The following is a 24,105-nucleotide window of genomic DNA, read 5'->3' as shown; positions in this document are numbered from 1 at the left end:
TGGGTAGATCATGGTCGAGAACCAACCACAGCCAGAACAAGAACCACAAGATAGCGTTGTGCCGAAAAAGCGCCGTATATTCAGAAGCATCCTATTGTCGGTGCTTTTTTCGCTGATTTTTCTGCTGTCTGTGCTGGCTTTACTATTTTCGACCAATCAGGGCAGTAAATTCCTGCTGGATCAGGTGCTGGAACGCCAGCAAATTATTCAATATGAATATGAAGGCGGCAACTTATGGCGCGGGATTATTCTTAAAAATGTACTGGTCAGCCTGAAACCGGTCGATGTCAAAATTGATCGTGCTGATGTAAAACTGGGCTGGCGGGCGATCATCAAAAAAGAAATTCATCTGAATGAAGCAGATGTCCGTAACCTGCAAATTATTAATAAAACTCCGTCTAGCAGCGAACCTTTCAAGTTCAATGCCATCCGTTTGCCTTTTGTGCTGCGCGTCGATCATCTGCTGCTTGATCATCTGGTGATTAAAACCCAAACCACGGCAGTTGATTTTTATAATATCGAATTAAATGATGCGCTCTGGTCTGGTACCGAATTAAACTTTGAAGATTCCCGCATGGATATGGGTTATCTCTCGGTGCGTGAAGCGACGGGTAAAATGCAGTTTGAAGGCAAATATCCACTGGATGCCCGCGCAATCGTCAATCTGCCTTCTTTAAGAGACAGCTTGAATATTCATGATATTCAGGTTCGGGCGCGTGGCACGCTGGATACGATTCAGGCAGGCGTAGCGACCAATACACCTGATTTATTAACCGGTTGGGCCATCGTACATCCAATGCGGCCCCAGGTACCGATGCGTGGCGAGTTAAAATTTAAAGATTATAACTGGCCGATTCTGACTGAGCAGAAACTGTTTACGAAAGACGGGATTGCCGAGTTCAATGGAGATATCGATCGTCTGGACTTGAACGTCCGTACCGACCTGAGCGGTGAAAATATTCCACAAGGCCAGTATAACGCGGTGATGTATACCGATCTGGTCAATCAGCTCAACATTACCGATCTGAATGGCCAGCTGATGAAAGGTGCGGTTAGCCTTGCCGGGACAGTGGGCTGGAACGAACAGGTAAGCTGGGATCTGAACGGACGATTAAACGGAATTGATCCTAAGCATGAACGTATCCCGCAAGTCGTACAAGACTTTTTACCACCAAGCCTGGATGGCAATATTGCCTCAAAAGGCAATCTGGAAAATGGCCTGCATCTGACGGCGCTGGTAGATTTTGACCGTTATGAAACTTGGAATATCAAGCTGGATCAGAATCCGGTTAAAGACAATAAAGCACAACCGATGCTTCTGGATGTTGCCTGGCAAAATATCGACCGCGCCGTACCCTATGTCGGCTGGCTCAGCAGTCAGTCTGGCGATGTGAAACTGGCACTGGTCGAAGGCCAGCAGAATATTCATGTGGCAACCAAAGTCGAACAGCACGAACAAGGTCTTCTGCCAGCAGGCATGTATCAGGCCAAACTGGATCTGAAAAATAATATTCTAAATGTGCCGAGCTTCAATTATAGCGCCAATGCACAGGCAGGTAGCTTAAGCGGTCATGCGCGAATTGAACTGCCACAAGAAAAACGCCAGTTGAAATGGACTGCATTATTAAACGCCAAGGACTTAAATACCCGAAGTCTGGCTGCGGCTTCACCGATAGACCGTTTAAATGGCCAGATCAAGGCCAATGGCTATGCACAACCCAATCAGCAGATTATTAAACTGTCTAATGTAGACCTGACTGGGCGCCTGGCAGAACAGAACGAAACAGTACGTCTGACCGGTAACAGTACCATTGCTTTATTATTCCATAATGAAAAAGCCGGCGGTGGTTTTAGAGGCTATGCAGTCAATTATGATGGGGCTTTAAATGCCAGTCAGTTGCAAGCCAGTCAGGGAATCCTGAAACTGCGTGTTTCAGGTACACCAGAAGTATTGAGAGTCAATGAATTGCGTCATGATGGTATCGCTGGCAAGATTAATGCCAATGGTCTGGTGAATCTGGCAAATGGTATTGGCTGGGATATTAACGCTTCATTAATCCGCTTTAAGCCGCAATATTTTAATGCCAACCTGAAAGGCGAGTTGTCGGGCAATGTAAAAACCCAAGGGGTTTGGTCAGATGCCTTAAAACGCATTCAGATCCAGCGTTTGAATCTGGCCGGTATGTTAAATAACAAGCCGGTACGAGGCACAGGTAATTTATCAGTCATTATTAATTCAAATCAGCGTGGTTTTGTCCCAGAGCAGTTTGAAGCCAATAACCTGTTCCTGTCTTATGCCAGCAACCAGATTCAGGCCACTGGCAATGCGCAGAATCTGCAACTCAAAGTCAACGCACCAGCATTGTATGAGTTATATCCGGGCTTAAGAGGTCGTGCACAGGGCTATATCAATATGCAGGCGCAGCCACGTTTGCAGGCTTCGGCAAATCTTTCGATTGATAATTTTGCCTTTAAAAACCTGATGAGTGTGCAAAAAATTCGTGTCCGCGGACAGTTGCCGACCTCGCAGACCACAGCAACCTTATTAACTGCCACAATGGATCGCTTGCGTAGCGGTTCACGGGAAATTGTACGCGGGGAAATATCACTTGCCGGTACTCGTGCGGCGCATATCCTTAAAGTTCAGGCAGAAAATAAACTGTCAAAATTCTTTGTGCAGCTGGCCGGTGGCTTTAATGCACAAAATAACTGGCTGGGTCAGATTCAAAAAGGTGATTTTGACTCTTTGCGTGCTCATTTGGTACAGCGTCAAAATGCGGCAGTGATTTATAATGCGGCCCAGTCTGATCTGTTTGTCGGTGCACATTGCTGGATGAGTCAGCAAAGCCAGTTGTGTTTTGATCAACCGATTCGGGTCAATAAAACCCGTGGCAGCGTATCCTTTGTGACCCAAAACCTGGATCTGGATGATTTCAGTGCATTCCTGCCTGAAGGACTGGCATTGACCGGTAAAGTGAATGGTTATGCCAAGGCAGCCTGGGCGCAAGGTGCTAAACCAAAAATTGATGCGCGTTTGGTCACCCGAAGTGGTGTGGTCGGCTTATCTTCGGAAGACCCGGATTATTTAGGTTCTACCCTAAAATATGATGAAGTGGGTCTGGTGGCAAAAAGTGTCGCAGAAGGCTTGCAAGTTCGACTGGATGTAAAAACTCCGGATATCGGGACAGGGTATGCCAATGTCATTATTGATCCATATCGGGACAGTAAACCGATGCGTGGCGAAATTGCCTTTAATCAGGTGCAGCTTAAAGTCTTTAAACCCTTTATTCAGGACATCCGTAATCTGGATGGCACCTTGTCCTATGCCGGAAAAGTGAGTGGAACCTTAACTGATCCTTTGCTGGAAGGTGAGGTTCGAGTCAAAGATGCTTCGATCAGCATGATCTCCTTGCCGGTGAATCTGACCAATGTGCAGTTGTATTCATCGATACGTCAGAATTCTGCCAGTATTAATGGTGCATTTAACAGTGGTCGTGGCGTGGGTAAATTGACCGGTTCAGTCGACTGGAAAGGTGATCCGCGAGTGCAGTTAAAACTGCAAGGTGAAAATCTGCTGATTCGTCAGGCACCTTTAATTACTGCCGTGGTTACGCCCGATTTAACTTTGGACATGTATCCATTCAATAAAAAGCTGAGTCTAAGTGGTACGGTTGATGTGCCACGTGCACTAATTTCTATGCCTGAAGCCTCAGAACCTGTGGTTGGACTTTCTTCAGATGTACGTGTGGTGCGTGAAGGTGATGACCAGCTGGCTATTCTCAAATCGGCCCGTCCTTGGGATATTCGGGCTGATGTGGCGGTTTCTCTGGGTAATCAAGTGATATTCCAGGGCTTTGATAGCCGTATTCCGCTATTGGGCCGGGTCAATCTGTCACAGCGGGGTCTGGAAACTGCGATGCGTGCCAATGGTGCGATCGGGGTATCACAGCGGGTGAAAATCGAAGCTTATGGTCAGAGTCTGGATCTGAACCGTGCCATTGCCCGTTTTAATGGTGAGTTGACCAATCCGACGCTGGATGTTGATGCCAATAAGTCGGTTCAGGGAAGTACGGTCGGGGTACGGGTGACGGGCACTGCTTCAAGTCCAAATATTCAGATTTATAATGATGCTGGCTTGTCAGAGCAGGAAGCTTTAAATGCCTTGATTACTGGTCGTATCAACGAAGGTGCATCCGGTTTAAGTCAGGCTGAAGGATTCAGATCTGATGTGAATAATACCATTGCCGCAGCAGGTATCAGTCTGGGCCTGGGTGGAACCCGCGCGCTCACCAACCAGATTGGACGGACTTTTGGCTTGAGTGGTTTGGCACTAGATGCACAAGGGACAGGGGATGATACCCAGGTGTCGGTGACCGGCTATATTACCCCTGATTTATATCTTCGTTATGGTGTTGGGGTGTTTACCCCGGTGAACAAGCTGACTTTACGTTATCAGGTGAATCAGCGTCTTTACTTGGAAGCGAGTCAGTCCTTAGAACGTGCAATTGACTTGTTCTATAACTGGCGTTTCTAATCATAAGGACAGATAAATATTTTTAAATGATTGCTAGATTTCATTAGATATCTTTAATTGATCAAAAAATGTTCAATTTATTCATATTTAAATAGATGCTGAAAATACCCTCATCCTTCTGGGATGAGAAGCACTGCTTCGCAAGAGGATGAGGGTATTTTATTTATAATGATTAAAAAATGACTTATCAAAGAACGCTAGTATCTATTGATATGTATCTGGCTTGAAAACCGCAATATAGACCCGGTTACACAAATGATCATGCTTGACCCTTGAATGAAACGATCAAATGTTTGAGCATGATATTTTCTGGGTTATAGAAGTGATGGATCGCCATGATAGATGAAGAAAAGCCGTTAAACTTCGATGATGACAATGAGCCTCAAGATTTCGAAGATGAAGAGTTTATCGATGATAAGAAAGAGGATGAGCTGTACAACACGATTACCAAAGATGGTTCAAGTGTTGATCCTGCAGATGATGGCACGCGGCATATTCGCCCTGAAGATGGTAATCCCATAGAAGTTGAAGAGTAAAGAAAAAAGTCCAATTCAATATTGGGCTTTTTATGTTCGTGATTTTCTTTGTCATGAAGTACAGTGCTTTGGGTATACACCTGTAGAAGCAATGAATATCAGAATTTAAGCGCAATGGGCTGCAAAAAAGTTGTGAAATATGGCTGAAATTATGTTTCTGTTACATCCTTAAGAAAAATGAATGAAGCAATAAATCAGCGCTAAAATATAAAAAATCAATCAAATCAGATCATAATAAATTGAAAATCAATAAAGCCTTAATAAAATTAGGTGTATATTGAAAGTACAATTTCACTCATCAGAGTATGTTCGCATGGCGACTAAATTTATAATCCGTTTTGCAATGATTCTATTCGCTGTACTTATTTTGACTGCGCTTTCGATTCAATTTTTCTTTGATCCAGAAGTGACTGTGGTTTTATGGATCTTCGCTGTACCCTTTATTCTGGGGGTGCCAATTTTAGCCTCTGTCGTATTGGCAAGTAATGAGGAACTGGATATTCATAGCGTAAATTAAATTGAAAAAAGCCCTCATTTTTTGAGGGTTTTTTATGATATAAAGATGCTTAAATAGCCTAAGCTACTCAACTAGAGTTATTCAATCACTAGTCTTTAAATGTGTCATTTAGCGCACTTTGCACCGCTTCAACACGTGCCTTGCAGGCTTTATAGGCGCTCATGGATTCTTCCACGATTTTCATCAGATTATCAATGTCCGGTTCTTGCTGAGATTCGAGCAATTCCGCATTCTTTTTCAAGATGTCATAGCCTTGCTGGAAGCTTAAAGTATCATGAGTCATGGGGAAGTACCTGTATAAGTTGCGCTGAAAAAATGCCATCCTGCAGTTCTACCTGAACCGGATCGCTGGGCTGAATCTGGTTGATAGAACCCACCACATGTTCTTGCTGACGTACGATGGCATAACCTTTAGATAAAACATGTCGTGGGTTTTGCAATAGCGTTTCCCGCATCAGGGCATCTAGCTGCTGATTGATTAGTTGGGTATGTTGCTGAGCCAGACTGGAGGTATTGGCCTTGATCTGTTGCAGACGTTGCAGGGCATCCATAATTTGGCTGTTGGCCAGACTTTGAATGAGTTTTAAGAATTGATCATTCTGATTTTGGTAGGCCTGAATTTGCTGTTGAGATAAACGCTGAATCCGCTGTAAATAATTCAAGACATCTTGTGTGAGTTCGACTATATGATTGCGAATTCCGGCGATGACTTTACTCGGAGTATCAAAGGAGCAATGCGCAATCTCATCCAGAATGGTGTGGTCTTTTTCATGTCCGATGCCCACCCAAATCGGAACCGAGCGTTTACAGAGCAGGGCAGCCAGATCATAATCATTTAAATAAGCCAGATCATTGACTGCTCCGCCACCCCGAATAATGACGATTAAATCTGGCGCAGTGTCATAGGTTTTCGCCCATTGTTTCAGAGCTTGTGCCAGACTCTGCATAATGCTTTGCGGGGCAGAATTTCCCTGAAAAGTCGCAGTGTGATAGATAAACTCGCAAACTTGCGCACGATGTAGTGCATCGGCATCTTTTCTGAAATCTCCGAGACCTGCTGCGTTTTCGGGAGCAATCACTAAAATTCGGTTCAAATCAAAAGGGCTGGGCAGGTTTCTATTACGCTGAATCAGCCCTTCAGCGCTTAGCCTGTCAATAATCTGCTGATAACGCCGGGCAATATCACCCAAGGTATAACTCGAGTCAATCTCGACGATATTTAAAGAAAAACCATATTGTGGATCAAAATTGGCTTTGACTTTAATCAGAACTTTGAGATCACGACTTAATTCAATCCCGCTTTCACGTTCAAATTGAGTGACAATTTTCTGGGCGCTAAATTTCCAGATGGTGGCTCGGCAACTGGCAATGACCTGATCGCTATCAGCCTCTTTTTCTGCCAGTTCCAGATAATAATGACCTGCTTTGATACTAAGGTTACGAATCTCAGCTTTGACCCATACCGGCGTATCGAAAGTGAGTTTGACCACTTCCTGAACTGTCGCAAGATATTCCTTGAGGGAGAGTTGGAGATCGTCTGTCATGCCAGTAGAAAGTTTAAAATTCAATCAAATAGTAAATCAATCTGGCAAAGATCACAAATCTAAAAATGCAGTTATTTAAACTTTATGTAATGACATTGTGTTGATAATGGAATGAAGAATTACTTAATTGAGAACGCTAAATTAGTATTCGTCTCAATTTAAACAGATTCCACGCATCTCTAGCTTCAGCAATCAAATAGTTGGCAAGATAGCAATACTGAATTTAGCAATACTTTTATTATTAAACCTTATTGAAGGTATTTGATTAACAATGTACACAGACTTGTGCCTAGAAAAGGTATGGAAATATGCTAAATTAGTGCAGAATTATTGAAGAAGAATACACGCTCATGAAAAAAACAATGCTGTTCGGTTTGCTGGCGGTTGCTTTAAGCGCCTGTACCACTACACCACAATCAGAAACGGAAGCGCCCAAAATAGGTATGCCAAATCCGGCGAGCACTTATTGTGTCAATCAGGGTGGCAAGCTTGAAATACGTAATGAAAGTAATGGCCAGGTTGGATATTGTCATTTAAAGAATGGACAGGTGGTAGAAGAATGGGAGTTGCTGCATATGAACCAGCCTAAATGTATTGCCGATCAGGCGATGACATTGGTTGGTCAGTCCAACCTGACTGAAGCGCAAATCAAACAGAAAACCCAGGCGCAGATTGTACGTATGGTCGAGCCGGGTCAAGCAGTCACCATGGATTATCGTGAAGAGCGTGTGACAGTAACCGTAGATCCTGCTAGCAAAAAAATTATTCAGGCTTCATGCGGTTAAGTATTTAAAAAACAAAAGCCCATTGATGGGCTTTTTTAAATTTAGAGTCATACTGGCATTTTAAATGACAAATCTTCCCCGATCTTTTATATTGCCCCTCGGAAGGAGAAACTCATGAAAAAGTTATTGGCTTTATCGTTTATGCTGGCTCTGGCCGGTTGTGCCGAGAAGAAACCCTTAACCCCTGAAGAGCAGTGGCAAGGTTATTGTCGAAGTGTGGGGAATGCCGCGCGGACCATTATGCTGGATCGTCAGAATGCGATTGAGAAAGAGAAAGCAATCGAGCATGCCCTCAAGATCGATGATGAAACCACCAAAGGTTTTATTCTGAACATTATTGATGAAGTCTACGCACTTCCAGCCGAAGAGATTAAGGCAGATGTAAAAGCAGCCCGTGAAAAAGTCCGCGCTGAGTTTACTGAAAAATGTATTACCACGCCGCATGATGAATTACCAGATTACAAACCGTTCTAGGGAACGGTTTTTTTTAATGGCTGAATCGGGCATAATGCAGCATCTCTTTAAAAAAAACTATCAACCCGAATAAAAGACAAAAAAACATCTAATGAATAATAAAAATAGCCTAAGCGAAATGTACACTTTGTGACAATTTCTAAATCTAAAATATAGAAATACTTATCTTTATATTGAATAATGAATTTAACTCCAATTACCCGAGGAGTAACACAATATGCAAGTCGTCAGATATTTACATCATTCTGATCTGCTCTTAGAAGATGAACATGGTGTAGTCATTATTGCTGGTAGTCGCTATGTCCTGAGCGTAGGCGACAAAGTATTTTTAAAGAAGGTGCTAGAACAAGAAAAAAAGCTGTATCAGGTGGATATTTCCTTTGCCAGCAATAATCACAGCACGATGTGTGAAGATGAATGCGTGGTGAAATTCAAAGGCTGCCGGGATTCATATCAGCAATATTTAAACTCGACCACTGTACACTAAGGTGGAGTATCTTTTTAACTTCAAATCAGGCAACATCATGGTTGCCTTTTTTATGCATTAAATTCAGTTAAAAGGGCCTGCTCATAGGCTTGTTTCTTGAGATCTGATCTAAAAGTGATTATTGAATAATCATTAAGAGCATCATTTAGTTATAAAATAACGAGCATCACAAAGAAACACTTGAGTTGCATTAACTTTTAACTGGAAATTTAGTAAAATTTCGGAGTCCATATTATTTGTGAAGCTTGGAATAAGCAGGAATTCATAAGTAATTTTTTAAAAAAGAGGAATAACACTGTGCTAGAAGCTTACCGCCAACACGTTGAAGAACGTGCCGCACTCGGAGTCCCACCGAAGCCACTTGACGATGCCCAAACCGCTGCATTAGTTGAACTACTAGTTAACCCGCCAGCTGGTGAAGAAGCATACTTGGTAGATTTGCTTGAAAACCGTGTACCAGCAGGTGTTGACCAAGCTGCATATGTAAAAGCTGCGTTCTTGGCTGCATTGGCAAAAGGCGAAGCAACCTCTCCACTTATTTCTAAAGAACGTGCGGTTTACTTGCTAGGTACTATGCTTGGTGGTTATAACGTAGCGCCTTTAGTTGAACTTTTAGACAACGCTGAACTTTCTGAGCTTGCTGCTGAAGCGCTTAAGAAAACGCTTCTTGTATTTGATGCATTCCACGATGTCGCTGATAAAGCAAAAGCGGGTAATGCAAATGCACAAGCTGTTATGCAGTCTTGGGCTGATGCTGAATGGTTTACTTCACGTCCAGACGTTCCTGAAGAAATCAAACTGACAGTTTTCAAAGTCACTGGCGAAACCAACACTGATGACTTGTCACCTGCACAAGATGCTTGGAGCCGCCCGGACATTCCATTGCACGCAAATGCAATGTTGAAAAACGTACGTGACGGAATCAACCCGGAAGTTCCTGGTGAAGTTGGTCCATTAAACCAAATCAAAGAATTGATCGCGAAAGGCAACCAAGTTGCTTACGTAGGTGACGTTGTTGGTACAGGTTCATCTCGTAAATCTGCAACCAACTCTGTGCTTTGGTTCTTTGGTGATGACATTGCTCATATCCCGAACAAAAAAGACGGTGGTTACTGCCTAGGTTCTAAAATTGCGCCAATTTTCTTCAACACGATGGAAGATGCGGGTGCATTACCGATCGAGATCGATGTTGGCAACATGAACATGGGCGATGAAATCGTTCTTAAAATCGATCATGCTGCTGCGAAAGTTTCTGCATCTAAAGACGGTGCTGTAATTGCTGAAGCTGATCTTAAAACACCTGTACTTCTAGACGAAGTTCGTGCTGGCGGTCGTATTAACCTGATCGTTGGTCGTGGTTTGACCACTAAAGCACGTGAAGCTTTAGGTCTTCCAGTATCTACGTTGTTCCGTACTCCGGTTCAACCTGCTGCAACTGGCAAAGGCTTCACTCAAGCACAGAAAATGGTTGGTCGCGCTTGTGGTCTTCCTGAAGGTCAAGGCGTACTTCCAGGTACTTACTGTGAACCTAAGATGACCACTGTTGGTTCGCAAGATACCACTGGTCCAATGACGCGTGACGAATTGAAAGACTTGGCTTGCCTAGGTTTCTCTGCTGACCTTGTCATGCAGTCTTTCTGTCATACCGCTGCGTATCCAAAGCCAGTTGACGTTCAAATGCAACACTCGCTTCCTGATTTCATCATGAACCGTGGTGGTGTGTCTTTACGTCCAGGTGACGGTATTATCCACTCTTGGTTAAACCGTATGCTTCTTCCGGATACTGTGGGTACTGGTGGTGACTCGCATACTCGTTTCCCAATCGGTATTTCGTTCCCGGCGGGTTCTGGTCTGGTAGCGTTTGCTGCAGCAACTGGTGTTATGCCACTTGATATGCCTGAATCTGTACTTGTGAAGTTCAAAGGTAAAATGCAGCCTGGTATCACACTACGTGACCTGGTACATGCAATTCCTTACTACGCAATTCAAGCGGGTGACTTAACTGTAGAGAAGAAAGGTAAGAAAAACATCTTCTCTGGTCGTATCCTTGAGATCGATTTGACAGAAATGGAAACTGACCTGACTGTTGAGCAAGCATTCGAATTGTCTGATGCTTCTGCTGAACGTTCAGCTGCTGGTTGTTCGATCACGCTTTCTGAAGAGAAAGTTGCTGAATACCTTCGTTCAAACATCACTATGCTTAAGTGGATGATTTCTGAAGGTTATGGCGATGCGCGTACAATGGCTCGTCGTGTTGAGAACATGGAAAAATGGTTAGCGAATCCATCACTGCTTAAAGCGGATGCGGATGCTGAATACACGAAAGTGTATGAAATCGATCTAGCTGACATTAAAGAACCTGTTCTTTGCTGCCCGAACGATCCAGATGATGCAAAACTTCTTTCTGACGTTCAAGGCGTGAAAATTGACGAAGTATTCGTTGGTTCTTGTATGACAAACATTGGTCACTTCCGTGCGACTGGTAAATTGTTAGAGAAAGTTCCAGGTGGTGCATTGTCAACTCGTTTGTGGATTGCTCCGCCAACGCGTATGGACGAACATCAGTTGATGGAAGAAGGTTTCTATAATATTTATGGTAAAGCTGGCGCGCGTACTGAAATGCCAGGTTGTTCATTATGTATGGGTAACCAGGCACGTGTAGCTCCGAACACGACTTGTGTATCGACGTCTACTCGTAACTTCCCGAACCGTTTAGGTCAAGGTGCTAACGTTTACTTGGCTTCTGCTGAACTTGCTTCTGTTGCTGCTGTATTGGGTAAATTACCTTCTCCAGAAGAATACCAACAGTACGCAGCTCAAATTGACAGCATGTCAGCTGACATCTATCAATACTTAAGCTTCGACAAGATGAGCGAATATACTAACGCTGCTAAAGACGTTGATACGAAGAAAATTGCTGCTGCTCAGTTGACTTAATATTAAGTTGATTAAAAAGTAGTTTAAAATAAGGGCTGATTGATCAGCCCTTATTTTTTACGAAAAGAAGAATTAAATTCTATTTGAGCGATGTGAATGGAAAGGTTAATAGATCCAGATTATTTAAATGCTAATCAAGGTGTCTTAGCTTTACTAATATTTTTATTTGGTATGGCAGTGACAGTTGTTAGTATAGTTGTAAAATATTTTAATAATAAACCTAAATTTAAAATTACTACTATTGAAGGTCCAACTTTTACTTGTACTTTTGAAACAGGAAATGTTTTTAATGGGCATCAAGCTCATATAACAGCAGTGGCTCTTTATTTAGATATAAAGAATGTTGGTAAATTACCTTGTGGTATAGATAAGATTTTCATTGGGTATAAATGGAATATAATCCCTTTTAGTTTTAATTGGCTTAAATATCGTTTCTTGGGTTGGTTTTGGCTAAAAGAGCAGGTAATAGCTTTAGATGATTTTCAAGTCAAAATTGGTGATAAAATTAAGGTATATCCATTTTTAACTCAGTTAAATACGCTTTCTCCTGCCAAAGTAGAAAAATATATAGAAGTAGGAAAAGGTATTAGTGGTGTTGTATATTTTGAGCAGCAAGAAAGTTGGGGAGCGATGTCGCCAGTTGTACATAATAAAATCACTAAAATAAAAATCTGTATAGTTGATTCATTTGGAAAGAAGCATAAAAAAATTTTGAAAATTCCTGTGGTGCAGTTAAATGAAGCATTTAAATATAATCCGTCCTTTGGGATGACATATCACATTTTGAATGATGAAAAGAATATTTCCAAAACTTTATAAGGGACTAATCATTTAAAATGAATTTGTGCTCATTAATATTTCTCTCTTTACACCTAACTCAATACAGCGTTTAATCGCCACATTGAAAAATGATTTAAAAGTTGATATAACAATGACAAAACAATCCCGATTCCTCTGTATTGGCGGTTTCCTTAACGGAACCCAAGTCAAAGACCAAGGCGACAGCTTTGTCTGCATCGAAAAATGCAAAAATGTCACCTATACCAAAAAGGAAATATTCCATCCTGATTCATGGGATCACGACTACTATGTTTGTGAAACGACCACAGATCAGCAAGCGCGCAACTGGGTTTATGATATTCCATCACGTTAATTGCGTCTATTCGGGCTATAAATTAAACAATTATTAGAAACAATAACTTGCATTACATTTCTATGATTGATTTTTCATCTCTCTTTCCCAAAACTGTATGAAAATAAAGCCAATAGGGAATGTTATGACTTATGAAATAGATGCCTTTGGCACTCTAGTAATTGCTGTTTTTTTTCTTTTTATTGGGCGGTATCTTGTTAGTAAAATTAGCTTCTTTAGGAACTATAACTTACCTGAACCTGTAATCGGTGGTTTAGTCGCAGCGATTACGGCCTTTATTCTCTATAAATTGTTTAATATCAGTGCCACATTTGACGCACAAATTCAAACCATCCTGATGCTGATGTTCTTTACTTCTGTTGGCTTAAGTGCAGACTTTTTGAAACTGAAAGAAGGTGGAAAATCGCTCCTGACCTTCTTGGTCTGTGTCATTTTATTTGTAGTCGTGCAAAATGCTGTCGGTATGAGTTTAGCCACAGCGCTTGGACTTGATCCACTGATTGGCTTGATTGTCGGTTCCGTCACCTTAACGGGTGGTCATGGTACCGCCGGTGCCTGGGGCGAGGTTCTGGAAACTCAATATGCGATCCAGGGAGCAGTTGTCCTTGGTATGGCAAGTGCTACCTTTGGCTTGATTATTGGTGGACTTGTGGGCGGTCCAGTTGCCAAGTTCCTGATTAAACGCAACCAACTGGCTGAAACAGTAGCGCAAGAGACTAATGAACAGCAGCTCGAATCGCACATCAACACTGCGCCCTTTGAATATCCAAAGAAAACCCGATTGATTACATCCAGTAATGCCGTGTCGACTTTGGGGATGTTTGCCCTGTGTATTTTTGTCGCCAATCAGATGACAGACTTCAGTCAGGGAAGATGGTTTGAATTGCCCACTTTTGTATGGGCTTTAGGCACAGGTGTGATTGTGCGTAATGTCTTGGAGCATGTGCTGAAAGTCGATATCTTCGACCGTGCAATCGATGTATTTGGCAATGCGTCTTTATCCCTGTATTTATCTATGGCTTTACTATCACTACAACTCTGGTTACTGGCCGATTTGGCAGGTCCGCTCATTACCATTTTATTGGCGCAGACAGCGGTATTGATTTTATTTACCGCAATTGTGACCTTTAGAATTATGGGCAAAAATTACGATGCAGCAGTATTAGTGGCAGGGCATTGTGGTTTTGGTATGGGGGCAACACCGACAGCGATTGCCAATATTCAGGCGGTGACCAATAGCTATGGTCCATCACATAAAGCTTTTTTAATTGTACCGCTGTGTGGTGCATTTTTTATTGATATTGTGAATGCTGTGGTGATCCAAAGCATCATTGCATTTTTCGGCTAAATGTTAATACGTTTTTAAAATCATACATGCAATAAAAAGCCCCATGGTTAGGGGCTAGTCGTATATAGGTCAAGCCCATATACTGTAAGAGGCTCATCTCAAACTGAGTGTATTAGAACATAGCAGCTTGCAAATAACCATCTAAATCTGATTTAAACCGTCAATTGTTGTTCAATCACCGGCCATAAATTCTCATGTGATTTTTTAAACATCAGCATATGGCCAATGGCTTTATGCGCATATCTTTTAGGTTGAAGCTCAATCATCTGAGTATCTGCATTGGGGTATAAACGCAGTAAATCTTTTACATTTGCTTCTGTTGCAATTTCATCATCCGATGACCAGATCGAAATAATCGGGCAGGTGATTTGAGCATGAAAATCTGAGCGTGGCAATATGGTTTTACCCATTGCATTCATGACATAGCCCGGTTTGCTACAGAACTGTGCCCATTCACGCGCCACATCTTTAGGCAGATTTTCGCCCATGCCAATGGCTTGAGTCGGAGCATATCCTTTGCTCATACGGGCCAGTGGGAAAATGAGATTGAACATGACCGGCGCCAGCAGTTTGGTTTTACCTTTAAGTCCTTTGACATGTCCGGTTGAGCCAGCAACAGCCACCACTTTTGCAACTTTGTCATAATTCGGTACGATCCCCAGAAGCTGACCACCAGCACTATGCCCCAGCAAAATCACTTTTTCTGCATGAGTACGTGCTAATAAAGCATCAATCGCGGCGGGAATATCCAGTTGACCCCATTGCACAATGCTGGCTTTGGACTGTTTTAAAGGGCCTGCGAGTGACTCACCAATTCCCCGAAAGTCAAAGACCAGTACCGCATAGCCCTGAGCTTGCAACCAGATGCAGAAATGATGATAAAACTGTTGGGTAATACCTGTGGCAGGACAGACCAATACCGGACGTTTTTCAGATTCTGAAGAAGCCGCATAAAAGCGTGCACTTAAGTGATAGCCATCCTGGCACTGTAGAGTCAATGTTTCAAATTCAGACATACGATACACTATGATTTTAGCTTCCTGATGAAGCTTTAACTTTATACAGTTTTTGAAGGGATGCTTGCGCAAAGCATGACTTAAAAGTCAGTAAAATAATAGATATGGAATGAGCTTATGCTATCAATGGAACTTGCACTGGCCGTTAAAATCGCCATTATTTTTAGTGGAATATTCTTGTGGATTGGGATGTTTACCGGGGTCTGGAAGTATTGGCAGATCCGTCAATCACCACAGTCACGCGCACATTATTATGTCGATATTGCCCATCGTAGCAGTCTGCTATATGCACCAGCGACGCTAATTCTGGCAGTTCTGGCATATTATTCCGATTTATCCAGTGCCATGAATTTGATCTGCGTACTGGTGAATATCGTATTTTTTAGTTTTTCGATTGCAGCTTATATGCTGCATGGTTTCCTGCAAGATACCACCAATCAGTTTAAGCAACCGCATCAACTGGGTCGGTTTCATCTACCTGGCAGTCTGATGAGCTTGGCAATGCTGGGATTAATTATTGCAGAACTTGGAGGAACGGGGATTTTACTCTATGGCGCATTTGGTGGGCTATTTTAATTATTCTTAAAAGTAATATTTTGGTTTTTTTACCAGATGGATGACTGGCCACATCATCCATCTGGGCTAATTTAAAATTTGATTATCGGTATTTCTGGTCTATGGCAGCCCATAGGAAGAAAGCAGCTGAGACGATCAGCGCATAACCAAAGTATTCAAGTTTTAAATTACCTTGAATTAAGCAATGGACGGTTAAAGTCAGCATAAGTGCAAAAGTGGTGCATATAAATGTCACCAGATTGGTGTCGTTGGCTTTAAGAGCGTCAATGAAGACTTGCTTGTTGAAATGTAATGATAACATCTCCATCCCTCCCATTTATTTATGTTATTGAAGACTAAAGCAGATTAAGTTAGTCAGAATTGAACATACAGTTGTACTGTTTAATATCAGCCTTTGCAACCATCGGGCTGCACTTTCAGGGTCAAAATGGCCTTCTTTAGTCGTAAAAATACATAATCAATTGATTAGTAAAGCATTATATATTCAGATTACACCTCCATATCGTCATGAAAACAATAGCTAGCAATTGTTTGATGTGAGCAGATAGAAAATGCAAATTCTACGCCAAAGATATGTAGTGTTAATCAATAGAATGTAAGACTGTGTATAAGTCAGGGGGCAAGATGGTTTAAGTCAGCAACAACATGTATCTAAAAGCTAAAATTCAAAAAATTATTTATATTTATATTAAAAATAGGATCATTCGAGCCTAATTATGAATCACACTTTCTGGAAAAAGCACGAGTAAATAGACACACAGCGATGATTTGATATTGTCTGTAAGAAACAATAAAAGTCCGTTTGGGTAAAACCTGACAATTATTGATCACGCTAAAACCGGATTTTGGGTAAAAATACGATTTTTCAGACATCCTAGAAATTTTAGTTTCTAATACGGTCAATCACAGCTGTAATCAGCAATACAATCATGGACGGGATAAACCAGGCCAGATTCTGTTCTGATAGAGGTAAGTTTTGCAGGAATGCAGGCAATTCAAAACCAGCGACTTTTAATCCGTCAAAAATACCAAAGATCAAGGCTACCAGGGTCACTGGCGCAATCACATGAGATGGTTTCTTGAAGAAGCTTGCACAGAAGCTCAGCATAATGACGCTAATTGCAGGTGGATAAATCGCGCTCAAGACTGGAACCGAAACAGCAATCAGTTTGGTTAAACCCAGATTTGAAATCACCAGTGAGAAGCCCACCAGAATGAATACAAAAATCTTGTACGGAATCTTGGTCAAGCTGGAGAAATACTCAGCGCAGGCACAGGTCAGGCCAATCGCAGTCACCATACAGGCAATAAAAATCATGCCAGACAGGAAGTAAGCGCCCATATCGCCAAAAGCATGTTGTACATAAGCATGCAGGATAATGGCACCATTGGCTGCATTTGGTGCAATCTCATGGCTACCCAGTCCAAGTTTAAACAGACTTAAATACACTAGAGTTAAACCAATACCAGAAATAATGCCGGCATTGACCGCATATTTGGTAATCAGTTTTTTATCGGTTACACCACGTGAAGTAATGGCTTTGACAATCACAATACCGAAAACTAAAGCGCCCAAAGTATCCATGGTTAAATAACCATTTACGAAGCCTTCAGTCACTGGACTGGTAACGTAATTATCGATCGCTGCAGGCGGATTGCTGGCAGGAATCATCACGGCTGCTACACCCAAAATTATCAAAGAAATAATTTTAAGTGGCGACAGGAAATAGCCGACAGTATCCAGAATCTTGTTTGGATATAAGGACACGATGGTCACCACAGCAAAATAGATGATGCTGTAAATGAGCAGACTGCCAGATTCATTGCCAAAGTAAGATGAAAAACCGATTTCATAAGAAACGGTTGCGGTACGTGGCGTCGCAAATAAAGGGCCAACAGCTAAGTAACAGATTACAGTCAGCAAAATACTGGCTGCTTTGCCCAGAGGCGAGCTTAGTGCCTGAATGGAGCCTTCAACGCGAGACAACGCAATAATGGTAATCACGGGTAAGCCGACTGCTGTAATAAGGAAACCTAAAGCAGCGAGCCATACGTGTTCACCGGCTTGTTGAGCCACAATCGGTGGAAAGATAATGTTGCCCGCACCAATAAATAGTGCAAAGGTCATAAAACCTAGGGCGACAATATCCCGGGTACGCAGACTTGTCATAAAGGGAGATCAATAGAACAAAAGAAAGCGATTTTAGTGTATATGTCCAATTTTTTGGAGTTTATTTTAAGGCTGGAAGCCTTGATTCTAGTGAGTTTGCGGATCACATAACCGGTCATTCAAATCTTGGTAGAAATATATGTTTGATAATTCGCTGAAAAATATATTTTTCCTTATAAGCTCAAAAGATATCTACACTTGATATCAAAATATGTCAGTTATTGTTTGTATAAATAAGCAGCAGTGAAAATTCCTATTTCAAGGAAAATTGCTGTGCTGAAACTCAACAACTGCGACATATTTCGCAAAAAAGGGATTATAATTCAGGGATTCATAGTGAGGATAGGTATATGCGAGCTCCAGCGATTAGTCTTAAAACTGAGCAAGATGTTGAAAAACTGCGGATATCTGGGCGTTTGGCTGCAGAGGTTTTAGCGATGATCGGGGGGCATGTCAAGCCAGGTGTCACGACTGAATATCTGGATGATCTCTGTCATGATTTTATTGTCAATACATTAAAAGTGACGCCAGCCAATATTGGCTATTATGGCTATACCAAAACCACCTGTATTTCACCGAATGAAGTGGTTTGTCATGGCATTCCATCCTCAAAAACCGTGTTGCAGGATGGTGATATTATCAATATTGATGTGGCGATCATCAAAGATGGTTATTTCGGTGATACCAGCCGGATGTATTATGTGGGAACGCCATCTCCAGAAGCCAGACGTCTGGTCAATACCACCTATGCAGCGATGCTGGCCGGGATTCATGCAGTGAAGCCGGGAGCTACCTTAGGCGATATTGGTTATGCAATTCAAACCGTTGCACAGCGTGAAGGCTATTCGATTGTGCGTGAGTATTGCGGTCATGGCATCGGCAAGGTTTATCACGAACAACCGAATATTCTGCATTATGGACAGCCGGGTCAAGGCATCAAGCTGGTGCCGGGTATGGTCTTTACCATTGAGCCGATGGTAAATATGGGTAAAGCTCGTGTCAAAGAACTAAAAGATGGCTGGACTGTGGTTACCACGGATAAATCGTGGTCTGCACAATGGGAACATATGGTTTATGTGACCGAAACCGGATTTGAATTACTCTCTCCATGGCCTGAAGGCACGGGTGATTATCCGGAAATTTAAAATTTTGACGGGATTTCTGTTAAAAACTTTTGACTTGCCAAATTTACAAGTTCATCGTTTTTGCTGACAAAAATATACAAAACACTACAGCAAAACAATGGTTTGAAAATAGAAGTCTGGTTAGACTGAGAATCAGTTACAAAGTTTCCTTTTTTATTCACTGTGCTGTAGTGACCTGTTTCTCTAGCTCATTTTTCCCCAAGAATGAGCTATTTTTTTGTCCATATTTTTATTAGCTATGGTTTAATTCTGCGACCAGATAGTCAATAAATACCCGGACTGCAGGCAGCAGACCGCGACGTGAGGGATAAACCGCATGAAAAATACCATGCGGTGCTTTCCAGTCAGGTAAAACCCGTACCAGTTCGCCACGTGCCACATACTGCTCTACCACGTTATCTGGCAATAAGGTCACCCCGCAGCTTGAAGCCGCAAGTTGCGCCAACATATTGAGGTCTGAACCCAATACAGTTGGACTGACCCGAATTTTCTTTTGTTCTTGCTGCTCGTTTTGTAAGGTCAGAAATTGTTCGGTATGATCTTCTGCCATAGTCAGAATCTTATGTTCAGCCAGTTGCTCGGGGGTTTTTAGCTCACCAAACTGATTGAGATAACCTTGACTTGCAAACAGATGCTGTTCAATTTTTTCAAACTGACGGATGACCAGATTCGGATCGTCATCCAGACTGGAGCGTACCCGCAGTGCCAGATCACAGCCTTCATTAATGATATCGACCCGGCGATTGGTGATCATCATCTGAACTTTAATTTCTGGATATTGCTTGAGGAAGTTTGGCAGGATTTTGGCGATTTCATTCTGGGCAATTAAAACCGGCAAACTGACTTTAATCGTACCACGCGGTTCGGTACTAAGATGATCGACCAGATCATGTGCTGCCTGTGCTGCATTTAACATGACTTGTGCATGGCGGTAAACGTTCATGCCAATATCGGTGACCGCAAAATGACGCGAGCTGCGTTGAATCAGGCGGACACCTAGACGTTCTTCCAAGTTATGGACACGACGGCTAAGCTTGGATTTAGGGATGTCTGTTGCACGTTCGGCTGCGCTAAAGCCGCCATGTTCCACCACCTGTGCAAAGCAGTAAAAATCATCAAGATCAGTCAGCATTCCAAAATTCCATTTATGCAACAATCTGCTGATTAAAAATTGATTGTTACGTTCTGTCAATTAAAAAAATATTGAAGTTACTAAAATTTAAAAGCCAACACACTCGATAATGTGATACATAGGCGCTCATTTATAATGTCTGGAATCTCATTACACCACAGCTAAGTGGTGATTCATTAAAAAAATTGCCATTCAATATATAAGCTTAGATAATAAATAAATTTCGTATTAGCCGTCGATGTAAAGTTCAATCAGTTTGAATAATTATTAGGTTAAAAGATATTTATTTTCTAAGCTCTAGCACTCATTTATGATTAAAAAAATTGTCTTAAGCCTATGTCTCTGTGTTTCTCATGTGGCTTTTGCTCAACAGATCGCCCTCAGTTTCGATGATGGACTAGACCCAGCCAATAACCCAGATGCTTGTCATATCAATAATGACATTCTAAATACCCTAAAACAAAAGCGAATTTTGGCTATTGTCTATCCAAGCGTCAGTAAAATTAGCACAGAAAAAGGGTTGCAGATGATTTCAGAGTGGGGGAAACAGGGGCATCGAATAGGCAATCATGGAAATTTACATCTTAACCTAAATAAAGATGACATTAGCTTGAAAAATTATTTAAAAGACATAGAGCAAGGACATCAAATATTTTCTACATTACCCGGATTTGTACCACATTACCGATTTCCATTTCTTAAAGAGGGAAATACGCTAGAAAAAAGGGAAGGAGTACGACAATGGCTGATAACCCATCATTATCAATCGGGAACTGTTAGCATCGATGCGAGTGATTGGTATTACAATCAACTGTTTTTGCAGTATCAGCAAGCACAAGATCAAGAAAACCTGAATAAATTAAAACAAGCCTATCTGTTTCATTTGCTTGATCGAGCACAGTATTACGATAATTTAGCACAACAAACATTAGGACGTTCCCCCAAGCATGTGCTTTTACTTCATGTAAGAGCCATTAATGCGGCTTGGCTAGAAGACATTATTGATTTGTTTAAGCAACAGGGCTGGAAATTTGTTGATAGTGATAGCGCTTATCAGGATTCAATTTATAAAATTCAGCCACAAACTCTACCTGCGGGTGAAAGTATTTTATGGAATATTGCACAAATTTATGGGCTCGAGTCATTACGTTATCCAGCTGAAGATGCCCCCTATGAATATCCAAATTTGAAAAAATTTGGTTTAAGTGTGGCGCCTTAGATACGGTTATTTCACTTTAGAAAATCACGAGGTGTATGCTATAGACAGTAAGAGTTAGATGTATTTAGGCTGTAACCAATATGATTAAGTGTCGCTACGTTTTCTAAATACCTGAATAATCATCATTGAACATGACACAGCATATGTCTTGTGATGAAATTATTTTTCTAGGAGCTGGATCAACTGTTGCATACCGTGAGTGGCCGTTTGGGTGATCTTGTGAAATTGTACCGGCAATTGTTGTTGGTCTGCTTTGGGGTCAATATAATAGGCCTGGCAAGATGCCGGAATGTCATGAATCAATCCCGCCACTGGATAAACTTGCAGACTGGTGCCAATCACCACAAAAATATCGGCATCTTGTACACAACTTTGGGCTTCTGCGTAGGCAGGAACGGCTTCGCCAAACCAGACCACGTGTGGACGCAGTGGATAACCTGCTGTGCAAAAGTGCTTGTTTAAATCTAATTCAGTTTCTTCAACCGGATAGAATTGGGTCGTACTTTGTGCATCTGGACCTGAGGTTTTAGCCAGTCGGATATTGCCATGAAGATGAATCACTTTGCTGCTGCCGGCACGTTCATGCAGATCATCGATATTCTGGGTAATGACATGCACATCATAATCTTGTTGCAGTTGCGCAATCTGGAGATGTGCAGTATTTGGCTCTGCCTCCAGAATATTTTTTCGGCGTGCATTGTAAAAGCGCTGTACCAGTTGCGGATCTCTGGCCCAGGCCTGCGGAGTGGCGACATCTTCAATCCGATACTGTTCCCAAAGACCATCGCTGTCACGGAAGGTATTGATGCCACTTTCTGCGCTCATACCCGCACCTGAAAAGACCACCAGTTTTTTCATTATTTTTCTCCTGAATATTTAAACTGCCGAAGTACTCGATTGTGAATTCTCTTTCAAGAAGACACCGAGTTCTCTGGAAAATTTTAGCGGTTCAGTCAGCAAGGGCGTATGACCGGATTTTTTAAAAATCACCTGTTTGGCTTGAGGCAGGCTTTCTGCAATCAGGCGCTGTCCTTCAAAAGGATAGAGCCGGGATTGCGCGCCGCTAAAGAAAGTCACCGGACATTGAAGTTTGGTTAATGCTTCACGGTAATCTTCTCGATGATACAGATAATTGTTGATATACCACGCCATATAGTCCATACGGCTGGATGGCAGTAATAAAATTTGAAAGCGAGGTTGATGCAGTAAAAACTCAAATACTTTAAGACTATAGGGATGACTGTTTTGCAGCTGGATAAAGCGCAGCCACAATGCGCCAATCTGTTGGCGTACCGTTTGATCTAGATCGCGAATAAATTGAATTTGCGGATGTGCAGCGAGGAGAACAGACAGTTGCTGCAAAATCTCCCTAAATTCGTCATGTTTTGATCCAAACAGACCAAAAGCCCAAGTATCATCTACCGGTATTTTGGGTGTCTGATCAATATGCAAATAAGCCGTGATCCGTTTAGAAAAATGATCAGAGTGCAGACCATGCATAAGTGTGGTTGCCCCCATAGAGTAGGCAATGACTATGACTCGATCGAACTTGAGCTGATCTACCACTGAGCGCACATCCTGCCAATGACAGTTAATCGCATCCAGATTTGCTGGAATTTTACAGTCTTTGGATGCACCGAAACCACGCCATTCTGGAATAATAAAACGAAACCTGTTTTTATGCGGATATAAAAAGGCCGCCCATTGCCAGCTCAACATGCCCAGACCAGACAACACTAAAACCGGTTGACCCTGACCGTATTCACGTACAAACAGCTGTTCGCCGTCTGGCATGCGATAAAAGGGCATGAATATTCTCCTTATTTTTATCCCGATCGTTTATTTAAACTGTTTGAGTCGCGGAATAACGGTTTCCAGCCAGTGAATCCAGCCAAGTTCTTGATCAATGCCGAGTTGTAAAATCATTTTATGAATATACAGGGTGCGATCATTTTCATCAGCTTGGGCAAAGTCTTTGGCAAAAATTTGCTGATAGGTGTTGAGTTTTTCTTTGTGCAGGACTAAATGCCGTTCCAGTTCCGCTAATGTGTTGTTGCCACCAAGCTGCGCTTCGGCACGTAAGCGTACCATCAATTCTTCGCGCAACTGTGCCGGTGGACTTTGCTGTATCATCCAGTGAGCCAATTCTTCACGACCGGGCAGTTCAACCTGATAGGTTTTTTTACGTGAATGTGCATCTTCTTCTTCGAGTGTTGAAATCCAGCCCTGTTTTGACATGGCATTTAGCTCTCGATAGATTTGCTGGTGGGTCGCATTCCAGAAGAATCCCATTGAGCGGTCAAAGCGCCGCGCCAGTTCTATTCCGGTACTGGGTTTTTCAATCAGGCTGGTCAGTAGCACATGCGATAAAGACATAAACGTCTCAAAAAAATGACTCGGGATTATTATGCAACATGTTGCATAAAAATCAATTCTGATTTATATATTAGTGCAACAAGTTGCATAATTCTGATCGATAAATGCAATATCTGATCAGCTGAATAAAAATAGCCAGCACATCAGCACGCTAAG

Annotated in this window: 22 protein-coding genes; 13 read left to right on the top strand and 9 right to left on the bottom strand. The window is 42.1% G+C overall.

Annotated features, from left to right (window positions below; translation table 11 throughout):
* The first annotated feature begins 10 nt into the window (after window positions 1-10).
* The 3 genes from FTU44_RS00315 to FTU44_RS00305 all read left to right on the top strand — a co-directional run bounded on the left by FTU44_RS00315 (window position 11) and on the right by FTU44_RS00305 (window position 5,587).
* Window positions 11-4,534 (top strand): translocation/assembly module TamB domain-containing protein, encoded by a 4,524-nt coding sequence (locus tag FTU44_RS00315; RefSeq protein ID WP_180049052.1) that lies wholly within the window; start codon window positions 11-13, stop codon window positions 4,532-4,534.
* A 335-nt stretch (window positions 4,535-4,869) separates the two neighbouring features.
* The gene (locus FTU44_RS00310) at window positions 4,870-5,070 is read left to right on the top strand and encodes a hypothetical protein (protein WP_005097200.1); all 201 of its coding nucleotides are present in this window, start codon (window positions 4,870-4,872) and stop codon (window positions 5,068-5,070) included.
* Between the two features lie 313 nt (window positions 5,071-5,383).
* Entirely contained in the window at window positions 5,384-5,587 is a 204-nt protein-coding gene (locus FTU44_RS00305) for a hypothetical protein (protein WP_005097198.1), read from the top strand.
* An 88-nt stretch (window positions 5,588-5,675) separates the two neighbouring features.
* Here FTU44_RS00305 and xseB read toward each other — a convergent pair whose 3' ends face one another.
* Window positions 5,676-5,870 (bottom strand): exodeoxyribonuclease VII small subunit, encoded by a 195-nt coding sequence (gene xseB, locus FTU44_RS00300; RefSeq protein ID WP_005170556.1) that lies wholly within the window; start codon window positions 5,868-5,870, stop codon window positions 5,676-5,678.
* Entirely contained in the window at window positions 5,860-7,131 is a 1,272-nt protein-coding gene (gene xseA, locus FTU44_RS00295; RefSeq protein WP_180049049.1) for an exodeoxyribonuclease VII large subunit, read from the bottom strand. Before xseA ends, xseB begins: the two co-directional genes overlap by 11 nt.
* A 350-nt stretch (window positions 7,132-7,481) precedes the next feature.
* Here xseA and FTU44_RS00290 point away from each other — a divergent pair, with 350 nt between their 5' ends.
* The 7 genes from FTU44_RS00290 to gltS all read left to right on the top strand — a co-directional run bounded on the left by FTU44_RS00290 (window position 7,482) and on the right by gltS (window position 14,315).
* Window positions 7,482-7,916: an I78 family peptidase inhibitor gene (locus FTU44_RS00290; protein ID WP_074383210.1), complete on the top strand. Its 435-nt coding sequence runs from the start codon at window positions 7,482-7,484 to the stop codon at window positions 7,914-7,916.
* Window positions 7,917-8,030: 114 nt separating this feature from the next.
* A complete protein-coding gene (locus tag FTU44_RS00285; protein ID WP_180049047.1) occupies window positions 8,031-8,390 on the top strand; it encodes a hypothetical protein in 360 nt (119 codons plus the stop codon).
* 217 nt (window positions 8,391-8,607) lie between these two features.
* Window positions 8,608-8,877: a hypothetical protein gene (locus tag FTU44_RS00280; protein ID WP_005097192.1), complete on the top strand. Its 270-nt coding sequence runs from the start codon at window positions 8,608-8,610 to the stop codon at window positions 8,875-8,877.
* 297 nt (window positions 8,878-9,174) lie between these two features.
* Complete coding sequence (locus tag FTU44_RS00275; RefSeq protein WP_005097191.1) at window positions 9,175-11,814, top strand: bifunctional aconitate hydratase 2/2-methylisocitrate dehydratase; 2,640 nt, start codon at window positions 9,175-9,177, stop codon at window positions 11,812-11,814.
* Window positions 11,815-11,910: 96 nt separating this feature from the next.
* Complete coding sequence (locus tag FTU44_RS00270) at window positions 11,911-12,633, top strand: hypothetical protein (protein ID WP_005097190.1); 723 nt, start codon at window positions 11,911-11,913, stop codon at window positions 12,631-12,633.
* 112 nt (window positions 12,634-12,745) lie between these two features.
* Window positions 12,746-12,967, top strand: coding sequence for a hypothetical protein (locus FTU44_RS00265; protein WP_080633091.1), 222 nt, complete (start codon window positions 12,746-12,748; stop codon window positions 12,965-12,967).
* A 124-nt stretch (window positions 12,968-13,091) separates the two neighbouring features.
* Complete coding sequence (gene gltS / locus FTU44_RS00260) at window positions 13,092-14,315, top strand: sodium/glutamate symporter (protein ID WP_005097189.1); 1,224 nt, start codon at window positions 13,092-13,094, stop codon at window positions 14,313-14,315.
* 152 nt (window positions 14,316-14,467) lie between these two features.
* On the opposite strand, the gene FTU44_RS00255 is transcribed toward gltS, so the two are convergent.
* Window positions 14,468-15,331, bottom strand: a complete 864-nt coding sequence (locus FTU44_RS00255; RefSeq protein WP_005170572.1) for an alpha/beta fold hydrolase — start codon at window positions 15,329-15,331, stop codon at window positions 14,468-14,470.
* Window positions 15,332-15,448: 117 nt separating this feature from the next.
* Between FTU44_RS00255 and FTU44_RS00250 the strand changes: the two genes are divergently transcribed.
* Window positions 15,449-15,907, top strand: a complete 459-nt coding sequence (locus FTU44_RS00250; protein ID WP_005097113.1) for a hypothetical protein — start codon at window positions 15,449-15,451, stop codon at window positions 15,905-15,907.
* 82 nt (window positions 15,908-15,989) lie between these two features.
* Here the strand turns inward: FTU44_RS00250 and FTU44_RS00245 are convergent, their stop codons facing one another.
* On the bottom strand, window positions 15,990-16,208 hold the full coding sequence (locus tag FTU44_RS00245) for a hypothetical protein (protein WP_005097112.1): 219 nt from the start codon (window positions 16,206-16,208) through the stop codon (window positions 15,990-15,992).
* Between the two features lie 582 nt (window positions 16,209-16,790).
* A complete protein-coding gene (gene brnQ / locus FTU44_RS00240; RefSeq protein ID WP_180049045.1) occupies window positions 16,791-18,077 on the bottom strand; it encodes a branched-chain amino acid transport system II carrier protein in 1,287 nt (428 codons plus the stop codon).
* A 350-nt stretch (window positions 18,078-18,427) separates the two neighbouring features.
* On the opposite strand from brnQ, the gene map reads away from it, so the two are divergent.
* Window positions 18,428-19,222: a type I methionyl aminopeptidase gene (gene map, locus FTU44_RS00235; RefSeq protein ID WP_180049043.1), complete on the top strand. Its 795-nt coding sequence runs from the start codon at window positions 18,428-18,430 to the stop codon at window positions 19,220-19,222.
* A 232-nt stretch (window positions 19,223-19,454) separates the two neighbouring features.
* Here map and FTU44_RS00230 read toward each other — a convergent pair whose 3' ends face one another.
* Window positions 19,455-20,354, bottom strand: a complete 900-nt coding sequence (locus FTU44_RS00230; protein WP_159138302.1) for a LysR substrate-binding domain-containing protein — start codon at window positions 20,352-20,354, stop codon at window positions 19,455-19,457.
* A gap of 310 nt (window positions 20,355-20,664) precedes the next feature.
* Here FTU44_RS00230 and FTU44_RS00225 point away from each other — a divergent pair, with 310 nt between their 5' ends.
* Window positions 20,665-21,573: a polysaccharide deacetylase family protein gene (locus FTU44_RS00225; RefSeq protein WP_180049041.1), complete on the top strand. Its 909-nt coding sequence runs from the start codon at window positions 20,665-20,667 to the stop codon at window positions 21,571-21,573.
* Window positions 21,574-21,732: 159 nt separating this feature from the next.
* Here the strand turns inward: FTU44_RS00225 and FTU44_RS00220 are convergent, their stop codons facing one another.
* Genes FTU44_RS00220 through FTU44_RS00210 form a run of 3 tightly spaced genes read right to left on the bottom strand, consistent with a single transcriptional unit; the run spans window position 21,733 to window position 23,949 of the window.
* Window positions 21,733-22,431 (bottom strand): NAD-dependent deacylase, encoded by a 699-nt coding sequence (locus tag FTU44_RS00220; RefSeq protein ID WP_180049039.1) that lies wholly within the window; start codon window positions 22,429-22,431, stop codon window positions 21,733-21,735.
* A gap of 18 nt (window positions 22,432-22,449) precedes the next feature.
* Window positions 22,450-23,382 carry an alpha/beta fold hydrolase gene (locus tag FTU44_RS00215; protein ID WP_180049037.1) on the bottom strand — a complete coding sequence of 311 codons (933 nt, stop codon included), beginning with the start codon at window positions 23,380-23,382 and terminating at the stop codon, window positions 22,450-22,452.
* A 30-nt stretch (window positions 23,383-23,412) separates the two neighbouring features.
* The gene (locus tag FTU44_RS00210; RefSeq protein ID WP_100329579.1) at window positions 23,413-23,949 is read right to left on the bottom strand and encodes a PadR family transcriptional regulator; all 537 of its coding nucleotides are present in this window, start codon (window positions 23,947-23,949) and stop codon (window positions 23,413-23,415) included.
* Window positions 23,950-24,105 lie beyond the last annotated feature (156 nt).

The sequence above is a fragment of the Acinetobacter sp. YH12105 genome, from assembly GCF_013419095.1.
Lineage (GTDB): Bacteria > Pseudomonadota > Gammaproteobacteria > Pseudomonadales > Moraxellaceae > Acinetobacter > Acinetobacter pseudolwoffii.
This window is presented reverse-complemented; position numbering and strand designations above follow the sequence as displayed.